13 protein-coding genes are annotated in these 14038 nt (G+C 65.3%); all 13 read left to right on the top strand.

The features are described from left to right. Nucleotides 1-746: 746 nt before the first annotated feature. The 13 genes from PCA10_RS21115 to astE all read left to right on the top strand — a co-directional run bounded on the left by PCA10_RS21115 (nucleotide 747) and on the right by astE (nucleotide 13989). The gene (locus PCA10_RS21115) at nucleotides 747-1529 is read left to right on the top strand and encodes an ABC transporter substrate-binding protein (RefSeq protein ID WP_016494113.1); all 783 of its coding nucleotides are present in this window, start codon (nucleotides 747-749) and stop codon (nucleotides 1527-1529) included. A 107-nt stretch (nucleotides 1530-1636) separates the two neighbouring features. After that, nucleotides 1637-2326 carry an ABC transporter permease gene (locus tag PCA10_RS21110; RefSeq protein ID WP_016494112.1) on the top strand — a complete coding sequence of 230 codons (690 nt, stop codon included), beginning with the start codon at nucleotides 1637-1639 and terminating at the stop codon, nucleotides 2324-2326. Continuing rightward, nucleotides 2323-3021 (top strand): ABC transporter permease, encoded by a 699-nt coding sequence (locus PCA10_RS21105; RefSeq protein ID WP_016494111.1) that lies wholly within the window; start codon nucleotides 2323-2325, stop codon nucleotides 3019-3021. The genes PCA10_RS21110 and PCA10_RS21105 overlap by 4 nt, the downstream gene beginning before the upstream one ends. A 4-nt stretch (nucleotides 3022-3025) precedes the next feature. After that, nucleotides 3026-4138 carry a succinylglutamate desuccinylase/aspartoacylase family protein gene (locus tag PCA10_RS21100; RefSeq protein ID WP_016494110.1) on the top strand — a complete coding sequence of 371 codons (1113 nt, stop codon included), beginning with the start codon at nucleotides 3026-3028 and terminating at the stop codon, nucleotides 4136-4138. A gap of 19 nt (nucleotides 4139-4157) precedes the next feature. Next, nucleotides 4158-4922 (top strand): ABC transporter ATP-binding protein, encoded by a 765-nt coding sequence (locus PCA10_RS21095; protein ID WP_016494109.1) that lies wholly within the window; start codon nucleotides 4158-4160, stop codon nucleotides 4920-4922. A gap of 96 nt (nucleotides 4923-5018) precedes the next feature. Next, entirely contained in the window at nucleotides 5019-6005 is a 987-nt protein-coding gene (gene argR, locus PCA10_RS21090) for a transcriptional regulator ArgR (protein WP_016494108.1), read from the top strand. Between the two features lie 352 nt (nucleotides 6006-6357). Beyond that, nucleotides 6358-7578 (top strand): aspartate aminotransferase family protein, encoded by a 1221-nt coding sequence (locus PCA10_RS21085; RefSeq protein ID WP_016494107.1) that lies wholly within the window; start codon nucleotides 6358-6360, stop codon nucleotides 7576-7578. A 141-nt stretch (nucleotides 7579-7719) separates the two neighbouring features. Beyond that, nucleotides 7720-8736, top strand: a complete 1017-nt coding sequence (gene aruF / locus PCA10_RS21080; protein WP_016494106.1) for an arginine/ornithine succinyltransferase subunit alpha — start codon at nucleotides 7720-7722, stop codon at nucleotides 8734-8736. 115 nt (nucleotides 8737-8851) lie between these two features. After that, nucleotides 8852-9877, top strand: a complete 1026-nt coding sequence (gene astA, locus PCA10_RS21075; RefSeq protein ID WP_016494105.1) for an arginine N-succinyltransferase — start codon at nucleotides 8852-8854, stop codon at nucleotides 9875-9877. Beyond that, nucleotides 9874-11337 carry a succinylglutamate-semialdehyde dehydrogenase gene (astD, locus tag PCA10_RS21070; protein ID WP_016494104.1) on the top strand — a complete coding sequence of 488 codons (1464 nt, stop codon included), beginning with the start codon at nucleotides 9874-9876 and terminating at the stop codon, nucleotides 11335-11337. Before astA ends, astD begins: the two co-directional genes overlap by 4 nt. Next, on the top strand, nucleotides 11334-12680 hold the full coding sequence (gene astB, locus PCA10_RS21065) for an N-succinylarginine dihydrolase (protein ID WP_016494103.1): 1347 nt from the start codon (nucleotides 11334-11336) through the stop codon (nucleotides 12678-12680). Before astD ends, astB begins: the two co-directional genes overlap by 4 nt. Before the next feature lie 10 nt (nucleotides 12681-12690). Then, the gene (locus tag PCA10_RS21060; protein ID WP_016494102.1) at nucleotides 12691-12981 is read left to right on the top strand and encodes a hypothetical protein; all 291 of its coding nucleotides are present in this window, start codon (nucleotides 12691-12693) and stop codon (nucleotides 12979-12981) included. Between the two features lie 9 nt (nucleotides 12982-12990). Then, nucleotides 12991-13989 (top strand): succinylglutamate desuccinylase, encoded by a 999-nt coding sequence (gene astE / locus PCA10_RS21055; protein WP_016494101.1) that lies wholly within the window; start codon nucleotides 12991-12993, stop codon nucleotides 13987-13989. Nucleotides 13990-14038: the final 49 nt, after the last annotated feature.

Below are 14038 nucleotides of genomic sequence, written 5' to 3'. Positions count from 1 at the left end.
CTTCGCCAAACTACCCTCGCTACATCCTTGCTCCGGGGGGCGCCGCGAAGGGCCATCCCTGGCCCTGCGCGGCTCTCGCGGCATCCATGCCGCTCGTCCCCCTGCGCAAGGATTCCACTCGGCCTCCTGAAGGGGCGATTAGCGCGGCGTCATCTCCTCTGCTTCGTTTCGGGCCAGCATGGGCACTTCGTAGGATGGGTTGAGCGGAGCGATACCCATGCGGACAGAGCTGATGGGTATCGCAAATTCGCGGAACGCCGCCCGCTCCTGCGTTGGTGTAACACCGATTCGCTATCGACTTAGGGTGGCGGAGGGTGGTTGCGTAACAGGCGTGGTTACCGGCTGCACCAATCTGGTTCCATCGGGAACGCTTTGACTCGCACTGGTGCGCTTTTCGGTGCTTCACGCGACAAGTCGAAATCCTGCACGCCCCGTAATCAGTGGGTTCGTGTTTTTATGGCTCAGTAATTGCTTTTTATATCGGTTCGGCCGTTCATTTCTTGTGCAGTTTTCCGGCTGCCTGTCAATCCTCTCCCTCCCCCTCTCCTGCGCTTCTGTAATTTGTTGTCGCATTGAAGAAATATCGACTTAAGGGCTGTGGCTAGAATGCCGCACACCCAGTCGGAGCCTTTTGCCCACGGCCTGCAGCCGGCAAAGACGACGACTCTTTCTACAATTTCTATGGACCGTCTGGGCGAAACCTCACGCTGCCAACAGAAGCCATACCCCTTTGAAGGAGTCATAAGATGAAGAAGATTGCACTTCTCGGCGCCATGGCGCTGTCCCTGTTGTCGCCGCTGGTCGCCTTTGCCGACGATGCCAAGCCCCTGCGTATCGGTATCGAAGCGGCTTACCCGCCCTTCGCCTTCAAGACTCCGGACGGCAAGATCACCGGCTTCGACTACGACATCGGCAACGCCCTGTGCGAAGAGATGAAGGTTGAGTGCAAGTGGATCGAGCAGGAGTTCGATGGCCTGATCCCGGCCCTGAAAGTGCGCAAGTTCGATGCCGTGCTGTCGTCCATGACCATCACCGAAGAGCGCCTGAAGTCGGTGGACTTCACCAACAAGTACTACCACACCCCCGCGCGCCTCGCGATGAAGGAAGGTACCGTCATCAACGACCCGCTGGTGGATCTGAAGGGCAAGAAAGTGGGCGTGCAGCGCGCTTCCATCTATGACCGCTACGCCACCGAAGTCTTCGCTCCGGCCGGTGTCGAAGTGGTGCGCTACAGCTCGCAGAACGAGATCTTCCTCGACATGACCGCCGGCCGCCTGGACGCCACCCTGGCGGACGTGGTGAACATCGACGACGGCTTCCTCAAGACCGACGCCGGCAAGGGCTTCACCCTGGTGGGCCCGGCCTTCACCGAGAAGAAATACTTCGGCGAGGGCGCCGGTATCGCCGTGCGCAAGGGTGACAAGGCCCTGGCCGAGAAGATCAACGCCGCCATCGCTGCCATCCGCGCCAATGGCAAGTACAAGGAAGTGCAGGACAAGTACTTCAAGTTCGACGTCTACGGCGAGTAATCGCTTTTCCCTGAAAGTGGCACAAACTTCACATAGCGGTTTGTGCCACTTTTTCGTTGTGGCGGTGCCGCCCGGTGTTCACCGGCGCGCTGCACGAGGATCTGATCATGCTCAACGGCTACGGCTCGACCATTCTCGATGGTGCCTGGCTCACCCTGTTGCTGGCCCTGTCTTCCATAACCATGGCTGTGGTACTCGGTCTGATCGGCGCGGCATTCAGGCTTTCCCCGATCAAGTGGCTGTCCCTGCTGGGCGAGACCTACGCCACCGTGATCCGCGGCATTCCCGACCTGGTGCTGATCCTGCTGATCTTCTACGGCGGCCAGCAGCTGGTGAACGTGGTTGCGCCCATGGTCGGCTACGACGACTACATCGACCTGGACCCCTTCTGGTCCGGCGTCTTCACCCTCGGCTTCATTTTCGGTGCGTACCTCTCCGAAACCTTCCGTGGCGCCTTCATGGCGATCCCGAAAGGGCAGGGCGAGGCCGGCATGGCCTACGGCATGAGCGGGGCCAAGGTGTTCTTCCGCATCCTGGTGCCGCAGATGATTCGTCTGGCGATTCCCGGCTTCACCAACAACTGGCTAGTGATGACCAAGGCCACCGCGCTGATCTCGGTGGTAGGCCTGCAGGACATGATGTTCAAGGCCAAGAGCGCCGCGGACGCTACCCGTGAACCCTTCACCTTCTACCTCGCGGTTGCCGCGCTCTATCTGGTGCTGACCAGCGTTTCCCTGCTGGCCCTGCGGTACCTGGAGAAGCGCTACTCGGTAGGCATCAAGGCGGCTGAACTATGATCTTCGACTACAACGTGATCTGGGAGAGCCTGCCGCTCTACCTCGGCGGCGTGCTGGTAACCCTCAAACTCCTGGCGATTTCCCTGGCCCTGGGCCTGGCCGTGGCCGTGCCGCTGGCACTGATGCGGGTGTCGAAGCAGCCCTGGATCAACTTCCCGGCCTGGCTCTACACCTACGTGATCCGTGGCACCCCGATGCTGGTGCAGCTGTTCCTCATCTATTACGGCCTGGCCCAGTTCGAGGCGGTGCGCGAGAGCTGGCTCTGGCCTTATCTCTCCAACGCCACCTTCTGCGCCTGCCTGGCGTTCGCCATCAACACCAGCGCCTATACCGCGGAAATCCTCGCCGGCAGCATCAAGGCCACGCCCCACGGCGAGATCGAGGCGGCCAAGGCCATGGGCATGTCCCGCGCCAAGCTCTATCGCCGCATCCTGCTGCCGTCCGCGCTGCGCCGCGCGCTGCCGCAGTACAGCAACGAAGTGATCATGATGCTGCACACCACCAGCCTGGCGTCGATCGTGACCCTGATCGACATCACCGGCGCGGCGCGCACCGTGAACTCGCAGTACTACCTGCCGTTCGAGGCGTTCATCACCGCCGGTGCCTTCTACTTGTGCCTGACCTTCATCCTGGTGCGCCTGTTCAAGGCCGCCGAGCGTCGCTACCTGGCCTATCTGGCCCCGCGCAAGGCCTGACCTCATGCAACGTATCGACCACGAACTGCCCTGGGGATGCCTGGGGACCCGCCGCCAGCTGACGGTCTTCCGTTTTGGCGCAGGCCTGCGCAAGGCCTACATCCAGGCCTCACTGCACGCCGACGAACTGCCGGGCATGCGCGTTGCCGTCGAACTCAAGCGGCGCCTGCGCGAGCTGGAAGGGCTGGGGCGCCTCAATGCCGTTATCGAACTGGTGCCGGTGGCCAACCCCGTCGGCCTCGGGCAACTGGTGCAGGCCGTCCAGCAAGGGCGTTTCGAGCTGGGCAGCGGGAAGAACTTCAATCGCGATTTCGCCGACCTGGCCGGCCTGGTGGCTGATTCGCTGGAAGGCCGCCTAGGGCCGGACGCCGCCGCCAACGTGGCGCTGATCCGCCAGGTCATGACCGCGGCCCTCGATGCCCTGCCGCCGGCCGGCTCCGAGCTGGCCGGCATGCAGCGCCTGCTGCTGCGACATGCCTGCGATGCCGACCTGGTGCTGGACCTGCACTGCGACTTCGAGGCGGCCGTGCATCTCTACTGCCTGCCGCAGCACTGGGCCGCGCTGCGCTCCCTGGCCGCGCGCCTGGAAGCCGGCGCCGTGCTCACCGCCGAAGACTCCGGTGGCAGCTCCTTCGATGAGTCCTGCTCGCTGCCCTGGCTGCGCCTGGCGCAGCGCTTCCCCGGGGCGGCGATTCCCCCGGCCTGCATGGCGACCACCGTCGAGCTGGGCAGCATGGCCGATACCGACAAGCCGCTGGCCGAGGCCCGCGCCGAAGCCATCCTGGCCTTCCTCGCTGACCAGGGCCTGATTGCCGGCGCGTGGCCGGCGGCGCCGCAGGAATGCTGCGAAGCCACGCCCTTCGAGGGCGCCGAATACCTCTACGCGCCCCACTCCGGGGTGGTGAGCTTCCTGCAGCCCGCCGGGGCGAAGGTGAAGGCGGGCGCCCCCCTGTTCGAGGTGCTGGACCCGCTGGAAGACCGCCACGCCGTGGTGTGCGCTTCGGTGGACGGCGTGTTGTTCGCGCGTGAGCGGATGCGTTTCGCGCAACCAGGACTGTGGCTGGCCAAGGTGGCTGGCTGTGAACCCATTCGTCAGGGACGCTTGCTGAGCGACTGAGCCAATCGAGACCGAAACCATGTACAAACTGGAAGTCCAAGACCTGCACAAGCGCTATGGCAGCCACGAAGTGCTCAAGGGTGTGTCCCTGGCGGCCAAGGCTGGCGACGTCATCAGCATCATCGGCTCGAGCGGCTCGGGCAAGAGTACCTTCCTGCGCTGCATCAACATGCTGGAGCAGCCCCACGGCGGCAAGATCCTCCTCAATGGCGAGGAGCTGAAGCTGGTGGCCAACAAGGATGGCGGCCTCAAGGCGGCCGATCCCAAGCAACTGCAGCGCATGCGCTCGCGCCTGGCCATGGTGTTCCAGCACTTCAACCTCTGGTCGCACATGAGCGCGCTGGAGAACGTGATCGAAGCGCCGGTGCACGTTCTCGGCATGTCCAAGAAGGACGCCATCGAGAAGGCCGAGCACTACCTGGCCAAGGTGGGCGTGGCCCACCGCAAGGATGCCTACCCGGCGCACATGTCCGGTGGCGAGCAGCAGCGCGTGGCCATCGCCCGTGCCCTGGCCATGGAGCCGGAAGTGATGCTGTTCGACGAGCCCACCTCGGCGCTGGACCCTGAGCTGGTGGGTGAAGTGCTCAAGGTGATGAAGGACCTGGCCGTGGAAGGCCGCACCATGGTGGTGGTCACCCACGAAATGGGCTTTGCCCGCGAGGTGTCCAACCAGTTGGTGTTCCTCCACAAGGGCGTGGTCGAAGAGCGCGGTTGCCCGAAGGACGTGCTGGCCAATCCGCAGTCCGATCGCCTCAAGCAGTTCCTCTCCGGCAGCCTCAAGTGAGCCAAGACGCGGCGGCCGGAAGGTCGCCGCGGTGCATTCCAACCCCTTGTTCACCTTGTCCATTTCCTTTTGCCGGGGTCTGCTAAGCTGCCTGCCATGACTGCCCATCGAATCGCTTTTCTCCTCTGGCCCGGTACCAAGGCGCTGACCCTGGCGCTGGCCGAGGAAGCCTTGCGTGTTGCCCAGCGACTGCACCCGGAAGTGGTTTACGAGATCGCCTTCCTCCAGGCCGAACCGGCCGCCGAGGGCGCCTGGCGCCTGCCGGGGGAGGCCTGGACCGGCAAGCTGGAAGGCCAGCAGCGCCTGTTCCTGCTGGCCGACGAGCCGCCGACGCAGATGTCGCCGGCGCTGTCGGCGGCGCTCAAGCAACTGGTGCGTGCGGGCTGCGTGATCGGTGGCCTGTCCGCCGGCGTCTACCCTCTGGCGCAGCTGGGCCTGCTGGACGGTTACCGCGCGGCGGTGCACTGGCGTTGGCAGGACGACTTCGCCGAGCGGTTCCCCAAGGTGATCGCCACCAGCCACCTGTTCGACTGGGATCGTGACCGCATCACCGCGTGCGGTGGCCTGGCGGTGCTCGATCTGCTGCTGGCGGTGCTGGCGCGCGACCACGGTGCCGAGCTGGCCGGCGCGGTCTCCGAGGAGCTGGTGGTGGAGCGCATCCGCGAGGGGGGCGAGCGCCAGCGTATTCCGCTGCAGAACCGCCTCGGCTCCAGCCATCCCAAGCTGACCCAGGCCGTGCTGTTGATGGAAGCCAACATCGAAGAGCCGCTGACCACCGACGAGATCGCCCAGCATGTCTGCGTGTCCCGTCGCCAGCTGGAGCGCATCTTCAAGCAGTACCTCAATCGCGTGCCCAGCCAGTACTACCTGGAACTGCGCCTGAACAAGGCGCGGCAGATGCTGATGCAGACCAGCAAGTCGATCATCCAGATCGGCCTGTCCTGCGGCTTCTCCTCCGGTCCGCACTTCTCCAGCGCCTACCGCAATTTCTTCGGCGTCACCCCCCGCGAAGACCGCAACCAGCGCCGTGGCGCCAGCCCGTTCGAGACCCAGCAGCCGGTTGCCGTGGCTGAGCGCGGCTGATTCCGCTCGTTCCTTCTTGTTGTAGGGGCGAATTCATTCGCCAAGGGCTGCGTAGCGGCCCCCCGGGGCAGGCCTGTGGCCTGCATGGCGAATGAATTCGCCCCCACAGGATTCCCTCTTCCTTCATACATCGATACCCGCCAGTCACCCCGTGGAGAAAATTTCCCCACCGGTGCGTGGCGGCGGCGATCAGCGTTTAAACTGCGCCTTCCCGACGCTTTCTGTCGCATTTCCGTAAGCGCCGGTTTTAGCCGGGTTGGCGCTGTAAGAAGTTGTCGCATGGCGGCAATGCCAAGCCCGAATCAGTCCCTACAATCCTTTCATCGCTAGCCGTTCATGGCAGGAGAAGCTGATGTCCGTTGAGCATGCGCAGGTCGAGCGCGCCGATTTCGACAAGGTGATGGTTCCCAACTATGCCCCCGCCGCTTTCATCCCGGTACGTGGCGAAGGCTCCCGCGTCTGGGACCAATCCGGTCGCGAGCTGATCGATTTCGCCGGTGGCATCGCCGTGAACTCCCTGGGCCATGCGCACCCCGCGCTGGTCAAGGCGCTGACCGAACAGGCCAACAAGATCTGGCACGTATCCAACGTTTTCACCAACGAGCCGGCCCTGCGCCTGGCCAAGAAGCTGGTGGACGCCACCTTCGCCGAGCGGGTGTTCCTCGCCAACTCCGGCGCCGAGGCCAACGAAGCGGCTTTCAAACTGGCCCGTCGTTATGCCCATGACGTCTATGGCCCGCAGAAGCACGAGATCATTTCCGCCACCAACAGCTTCCACGGTCGCACCCTGTTCACCGTGACCGTTGGCGGCCAGCCGAAATACTCCGACGGCTTCGGGCCGAAGATGGAAGGCATCACCCACGTTGCCTACAACGATCTGGACGCCCTCAAGGCGGCCATTTCCGACAAGACCTGCGCCGTGGTCCTTGAGCCCGTGCAGGGCGAGGGCGGCGTGCTGCCGGCCGACAAGGCCTACCTGGAAGGCGCCCGCAAGCTGTGCGACGAGCACAACGCGCTGCTGATCTTCGACGAAGTGCAGAGCGGCATGGGCCGTACCGGCCACTTGTTCGCCTACGAGCACTACGGCGTGACCCCGGACATCCTCTCCAGTGCCAAGAGCCTGGGCGGCGGCTTCCCCATCGGCGCCATGCTGACCACCACCGAGATCGCCAAGCACCTGGCGGTGGGCACCCACGGCACTACCTACGGCGGCAACCCGCTGGCGAGTGCGGTGGCCGAAGCGGTACTGGACGTGATCAACACCCCGGAAGTGCTCAGCGGCATCAATGCCAAGCACGACCGCTTCAAGGCCCGCCTCGACGCCATCGGCGCCAAGTACGGCATCTTCAGTGAAGTCCGTGGCCTGGGCCTGCTGATCGGCGCCGTGCTGACCGACGCCTGGAAGGGCAAGGCCAAGGACGTGCTGAACGCCGCCGAGAAGGAGGCCGTGATGGTCCTCCAGGCCGGTCCGGACGTGGTGCGCTTCGCGCCCAGCCTGGTGATTCCGGATGCGGACATCGACGCCGGCCTGGACCGCTTCGAGCGCGCCGTCGCCAAGCTGACCCAGGCGTAATACCCCGCCGGACCCGGCCGATCCGCCGGGTCCGGCGACTACACAGATTCACGCGTGCGCCCGGCCTTTCGGGGCCCCGCTTTTCTCCGGATGGAACCACTGGTTCGTTCGGAGTCTTCATCAAGAAAAGGAGTGACCCCCATGCTGGTGATGCGCCCCGCGCAAATGGCCGACCTCGCTGAAGTGCAGCGCCTGGCCGCGGATAGCCCCGTGGGTGTCACTTCATTGCCGGACGATGCCCAGGTCCTGGCCGAGAAGATCGGCGCGTCCGAGGCGTCCTTCGCCGCCGAAGTGAGCTTCAATGGCGAGGAAAGCTATTTCTTCGTGCTGGAAGACAGCAAGACCGGACGCCTGGCGGGCTGCTCGGCGATCGTCGCCTCCGCCGGCTTCTCCGAGCCCTTCTACAGCTTCCGCAACGAGACGTTCGTGCACGCCTCCCGGTCGCTGTCGATCCACAACAAGATCCACGTCCTGTCGCTGTGCCACGACCTCACCGGCAACAGCCTGCTGACCAGCTTCTACGTCGAGCGCGACCTGGTGAATACCCCCACCGCCGAGCTCAACTCCCGTGGCCGCCTGCTGTTCATGGCCAGCCACCCGGAGCGCTTCGCCGATGCGGTGGTGGTGGAAATCGTCGGCTACAGCGACGAACAGGGCGAGTCGCCGTTCTGGGACGCGGTAGGGCGCAATTTCTTCGACCTCAACTACACCGAGGCCGAGCGCCTGTCCGGCCTCAAGAGCCGCACCTTCCTCGCCGAGCTGATGCCGAACTACCCGATCTACGTGCCCTTGCTGCCGGACGAGGCCCAGGAATCCATGGGGCAGGTGCACCCGCGCGCGCAGATCACCTTCGACATCCTGATGCGCGAAGGCTTCGAGACCGACAACTACATTGACATCTTCGACGGTGGCCCGACCCTCCATGCCCGTACCTCGGGCATCCGCTCCATCGCCCAGAGCCGCATGGTGCCGGTGAAGCTCGGCGAGCAGGGCAAGGGCAGCCGCCAGTACCTGGTGTGCAACGGCCAGCTGCAGGACTTCCGCGCCATAGTCGCCGAGCTCGACTGGGTGCCCGGCAAGCCGGTGGTGCTGGACGCCGAAACGGCCGAGGCCCTGGGTGTCGGCGAAGGTGCGAGCGTCCGCCTGATCGCCGTTTGAGTCGTTGAACCGCCTCCCCCCGGGGGAGGTGGTGGACCCTGTTTGGATCGGATGAGAGCCCGGCTCTCTCCCTGGCTTCCCTCGGACGGAGGGGAGCGCAATGTCTGGAGGCACTATGATCGTTCGTCCCGTACGCAGCGCCGATTTACCGGCCCTGATCGACCTGGCGCGCAGCACCGGCGCAGGCCTGACCACGCTGCCGGCCAATGAGGAGCGCCTGGCGCATCGCGTCGGCTGGGCGGAGAAGGCATTCCGTGGCGAGGCCGAGCGCGCCGACGCGGACTACCTGTTCGTCCTCGAGGACGACGATGGCACCGTGGTCGGCATTTCCGCCGTGGCCGGCGCCGTGGGCCTGCGTGAGCCCTGGTACAACTACCGGGTCGGCCTCACCGTCAGTGCCTCCCAGGAACTGCATATCCACCGGCAGATTCCCACCCTGTTCCTGGCCAATGACCTGACCGGCAACTCCGAACTCTGCTCGCTGTTCCTGCATGCCGGGCACCGCAGCGGCCTGAACGGCCGGTTGCTGTCCAAGGCGCGCTTCCTGTTCATCGCCGAGTTCCCCGAGCTGTTCGGCGACAAGGTGATCGCCGAGATGCGCGGCATGTCCGACGAGAACGGCGTGTCGCCCTTCTGGGAAAGCCTCGGCCGACACTTCTTCAAGATGGAGTTCTCCCGCGCCGACTACCTCACCGGGGTCGGCAACAAGGCCTTCATCGCCGAACTGATGCCCAAGTTCCCGCTCTACACCTGCTTCCTCTCCGAGGACGCGCGCAACATCATCGGTCGCGTGCACACCGACACCGAGCCGGCGCTGGCCATGCTCAAGGGCGAGGGCTTCAGCTACCAGGGCTATGTCGACATCTTCGACGCCGGCCCGGCCATCGAGTGCGAGACCGCGAAGATCCGCGCCGTGCACGATAGCCAGAACCTGGTGCTGGCGGTCGGCACCCCGGGCGACGACGCCACCCCCTTCCTCATCCACAACCGCAAGCGTGAAGACTGCCGAATCACCGCCGCGCCGGCTCGCCTGGCTTCCGGCACCCTGGTGGTCGACGCGCTGACCGCCAAACGCCTGAAACTGTCGGCGGGCGCCTCGGTTCGCGCCGTGCCGCTGTCGGCCAAGGAGTCCGTCAAATGAGCACCCATTTCATCGCTGGCAACTGGCAGGCGGGGCAGGGCGACGCCTTCGATTCGCTGAACCCGGTGACCCAGGCCGTGGTCTGGTCCGGCCGTGGCGCCAACGCCGGCCAGGTCGACGAGGCGGTGCAGGCCGCCCGCGCCGCCTTCCCGGCCTGGGCCCGTCGCCCGCTGGAAGAACGCATCGCCATCCTCGAACGCTTCGCCGTGACCCTGCGCAGTCATGCCGATGAGCTGGCGCGCTGCATTGGCGAGGAAACCGGCAAGCCGCTGTGGGAGTCCGCGACCGAAGTGACCAGCATGGTCAACAAGGTGGCCATTTCCATCCAGAGCTACCGCGAGCGCACCGGCGAGAAGAGCGGCCCCCTGGCGGACGCCACCGCGGTGCTGCGTCACAAGCCCCACGGCGTGGTGGCGGTGTTCGGCCCCTACAACTTCCCCGGCCACTTGCCCAACGGCCACATCGTGCCGGCGCTGCTGGCCGGTAACGCGGTGATCTTCAAGCCCAGCGAACTGACGCCCAAGGTCGCCGAACTGACCGTGAAATGCTGGATCGAAGCCGGTCTCCCCGGCGGAGTGCTCAACCTGCTGCAGGGCGCCCGTGAAACCGGCGTGGCCCTGGCCGGCAATCCCGGTATCGACGGCCTGTTCTTCACCGGCTCCAGCCGCACCGGCAACTTGCTGCACCAGCAGTTCGCCGGTCGTCCGGACAAGATCCTGGCGCTGGAGATGGGCGGCAACAACCCACTGGTGGTGGATGAGGTCAAGGATGTCGACGCCGCCGTCTACACCATCATCCAGTCGGCCTTCATTTCCGCCGGCCAGCGCTGCACCTGCGCCCGCCGCCTGCTGGTGCCCGAAGGCGCCTGGGGCGACGCCTTGCTGGCGCGCCTGGTGGCTGTCAGCGCAACCATCCAGGTCGGGGCATTCGATGCCCAGCCCGCGCCCTTCATGGGGTCGGTGATTTCCCTGGATGCCGCGCGCCATCTGCTCAAGGCCCAGGAGCACCTGATCGCCAAGGGCGCCCGCGCGCTGCTGCCGCTGTCCCAGCCGCTGGCGAACGCCGCCCTGCTGACCCCGGGCATCCTCGATGTGACCGCGGTTGCCGAGCGCCCGGACGAAGAGTTCTTCGGCCCGTTGCTGCAGGTGATCCGCTATGCCGGTTTCGACGCCGCCATCGCCGAGGCCAACGCTACCCAGTACGGCCTGGCCGCCGGCCTGCTGTCGGACTCCGCCGAGCGCTACCAGCAGTTCCTCATCGAGAGCCGCGCGGGCATCGTCAACTGGAACAAGCAGCTGACCGGCGCCGCCAGCAGCGCGCCCTTCGGTGGCGTCGGCGCCTCCGGAAACCATCGCGCCAGCGCCTACTACGCCGCTGACTACTGCGCCTACCCGGTGGCCTCGCTGGAAAGTGAAACCCTTGCCCTGCCTGCAACCCTTACGCCTGGAGTCAGCCTGTGAACGCCTATGAAGTGAACTTCGACGGACTGGTCGGCCCGACCCACAACTACGGTGGTCTGTCCTACGGCAACGTGGCCTCCCAGAGCAACAGCCAGGCCGTCTCCAACCCGAAGGAAGCGGCGCTGCAGGGCCTGGGCAAGATGAAGGCGCTGATGGAGATGGGCTTCAAGCAGGGCGTGTTCGCCCCGCAGGAGCGCCAGGACGTGGCCGCCCTGCGCAGCCTGGGCTTCTCCGGCAGCGATGCCGAGGTGATCGCCCAAGCCGCCAAGCAAGCCATGCCGCTGTTGGCCGCCTGCAGCTCGGCGTCGAGCATGTGGACGGCCAACTCCTGCACCGTCAGCCCGAGCGCCGATACCGCGGATGGCCGCGTGCACTTCACCGCCGCCAACCTGAACTGCAAGTTCCACCGTTCCATCGAGCACCCGACCACCAGTCGCGTGCTGGGGGCTATGTTCGCCAACGAGAGCGTCTTCGCCCACCACGCGGCACTGCCGGCGGTCGGCCAGTTCGGCGACGAAGGCGCGGCCAACCACACCCGTTTCTGCAAGGGCTATGGCGATGCCGGCGTGGAATTCTTCGTGTTCGGCCGCAGCGCCTTCGATGCCCGTTTCCCCGCGCCGCAGCGCTATCCCGCGCGGCAGACCCTGGAAGCCTGCCAGGCGGTCGCCCGCCTGCACGGCCTGGGTGCCGAAGGCGTGGTCTACGCTCAGCAGAACCCGGCGGTGATCGACCAGGGCGTGTTCCACAACGACGTGATTTCGGTCGGTAACGGCGAAGTGCTGTTCTACCACGAGGATGCCTTCCTCGAGACCGACAAGGTGCTGGCCGAGCTGGATGGCAAGCTGGGCAAGCGCGGCGGCCGCTTCCAGGCGGTACGCGTGCCGCGCAGCGCGGTAGCGGTGGAGGACGCCGTGCGTTCCTACCTGTTCAACAGCCAGCTGCTCAGCCGCGCCGATGGCGGCATGCTGCTGGTGGTGCCGGAAGAGTGCCGTGGCAATGCCAGGGTCTGGAGTTACTTGAACGAGCTGACTGCCGGTCAGGGACCGATCCGTGAGGTGAAGGTCTTCGACCTCAAGCAGAGCATGCAGAACGGCGGTGGTCCGGCCTGCCTGCGCCTGCGGGTGGCGCTCAAGGAAAACGAGCTGGCGGCGGTGAACCAGGGAGTGATCATGACCCCGGACCTGTACACCACCCTGACCGCCTGGGTCGGCAAGCACTACCGTGATCGCTTGAGTGAAACCGATCTTGCCGACCCGCAATTGCTGGTCGAGTGCCGGACGGCATTGGATGAACTGACGCAGATCCTTAAACTGGGCTCTGTTTATCCCTTCCAGCTCAACTGAGACTCCTGAAATGTCCGATGCCCTGCAACTGATCCTCGAAGATACCGACGGCACCCAGCTCGAAACCTCCTGCACCCGTTTCGCCGTGGTCTGGCAGGGCAAGGAAGTCTGGATCCAGCAGGCTGGCAACGGCCAACTGCTGATCGGCGTGGACGTGGAGGAGGGCGACACCGAGTACGCCAACCTGCTGCTGCGCCCGCTGGCCACCAACCTGGTCAGCCTGCAACTGGAAATGGAACCGGCCGACGTCGAGGGTGACGACGACCATGTGCATGGTCCCGATTGCGACCACGATCATTGAGGTAACAGGATGCTAGCCCTCGGGAAACTGCTTGAACTGACCCTCGCCGGCCGCGAGCCGACCGAGAAGATCCAGCTGACATCCGGGGGTGTGCGCCTGCACTGGCTGGGCGAGGGGGCACTCGACGTCACCCCGCCGGCCACCGAGGACAGCGGGCTCGACCTGCTGCTTTCGGCCGGGGTTCACGGTAACGAGACCGCCCCGATCGAATTGCTGGACCGCCTGGTCCAGGCCATCGCTCGCGGCCAGCTCAAGCCGCGTGCGCGAATCCTCTTCCTGCTGGGCAACCCCGAGGCCATGCGCCGCGGCGAGCGTTTCGTCGAGCAGGACATCAATCGCCTGTTCAACGGCCGGCATGCCGAATCCAGCGGCTTCGAAGCCATGCGTGCCGGCGAGCTGGAACGCTACGCGGCGGCTTTCTTCAGCAAGCCCGAGCGCGCGCGCCTGCACTACGACCTGCATACCGCCATTCGCGGCTCGAAGATCGAGCAGTTCGCCCTCTACCCCTACGTCGACGGTCGCGAGCATTCGCGCCTGGAACTGGCCCGGCTGCGCGCCGCCGGAATCGACGCGGTGCTGCTGCAAAGCAAGACCGGGATCACCTTCAGCTCCTACACCTATGCGCACCTGGATGCCGAGGCCTTTACCCTGGAGCTGGGCAAGGCGCGTCCCTTCGGCAGCAACCAGGAGGTCAACCTCGACCGCCTGGAAGCTCGCCTGCACAGCCTGATCGAAGGCCGTGAGCCGGAGTTCGACGACGGCAACCTGGACGGCCTGCAACTGTTCTCGGTTTCACGGGAAATCATCAAGCACAGCGATTCCTTCCAGCTGCATCTGGCGCCGGATATCGAGAACTTCAGCGAACTGCCCGTGGGCTACCTGCTGGCCGAGGACATCGCCGGCACCCGTTGGGTGGTGGAGGAGGAGGGGGCCCGCATCATCTTCCCCAATCCCAGGGTGAGGAATGGCCTGCGGGCCGGCATCTTGATCGTTCCCGCCGACGTCTGACGTTTCGTTCCCTTCTGTACCTGTACCCGCAAGGCGCCGGGCCTTAGGA

Origin of the sequence: Pseudomonas resinovorans NBRC 106553 (genome assembly GCF_000412695.1) — a bacterium.
Lineage (GTDB): Bacteria > Pseudomonadota > Gammaproteobacteria > Pseudomonadales > Pseudomonadaceae > Metapseudomonas > Metapseudomonas resinovorans_A.
Note: the sequence above shows the minus strand (reverse complement) of the source record. Positions and strands in the feature narration are given on the sequence as shown.

What these genes read in the sequence shown, in the direction of transcription:
- PCA10_RS21115 (WP_016494113.1), top strand. Translation starts at nt 747, where the DNA reads ATGAAGAAGATTGCACTTCTCGGCGCCATGGCGCTGTCCCTGTTGTCG.
- PCA10_RS21110 (WP_016494112.1), top strand. Translation starts at nt 1,637, where the DNA reads ATGCTCAACGGCTACGGCTCGACCATTCTCGATGGTGCCTGGCTCACC.
- PCA10_RS21105 (WP_016494111.1), top strand. Translation starts at nt 2,323, where the DNA reads ATGATCTTCGACTACAACGTGATCTGGGAGAGCCTGCCGCTCTACCTC.
- PCA10_RS21100 (WP_016494110.1), top strand. Translation starts at nt 3,026, where the DNA reads ATGCAACGTATCGACCACGAACTGCCCTGGGGATGCCTGGGGACCCGC.
- PCA10_RS21095 (WP_016494109.1), top strand. Translation starts at nt 4,158, where the DNA reads ATGTACAAACTGGAAGTCCAAGACCTGCACAAGCGCTATGGCAGCCAC.
- argR (WP_016494108.1), top strand. Translation starts at nt 5,019, where the DNA reads ATGACTGCCCATCGAATCGCTTTTCTCCTCTGGCCCGGTACCAAGGCG.
- PCA10_RS21085 (WP_016494107.1), top strand. Translation starts at nt 6,358, where the DNA reads ATGTCCGTTGAGCATGCGCAGGTCGAGCGCGCCGATTTCGACAAGGTG.
- aruF (WP_016494106.1), top strand. Translation starts at nt 7,720, where the DNA reads ATGCTGGTGATGCGCCCCGCGCAAATGGCCGACCTCGCTGAAGTGCAG.
- astA (WP_016494105.1), top strand. Translation starts at nt 8,852, where the DNA reads ATGATCGTTCGTCCCGTACGCAGCGCCGATTTACCGGCCCTGATCGAC.
- astD (WP_016494104.1), top strand. Translation starts at nt 9,874, where the DNA reads ATGAGCACCCATTTCATCGCTGGCAACTGGCAGGCGGGGCAGGGCGAC.
- PCA10_RS21060 (WP_016494102.1), top strand. Translation starts at nt 12,691, where the DNA reads ATGTCCGATGCCCTGCAACTGATCCTCGAAGATACCGACGGCACCCAG.
- astE (WP_016494101.1), top strand. Translation starts at nt 12,991, where the DNA reads ATGCTAGCCCTCGGGAAACTGCTTGAACTGACCCTCGCCGGCCGCGAG.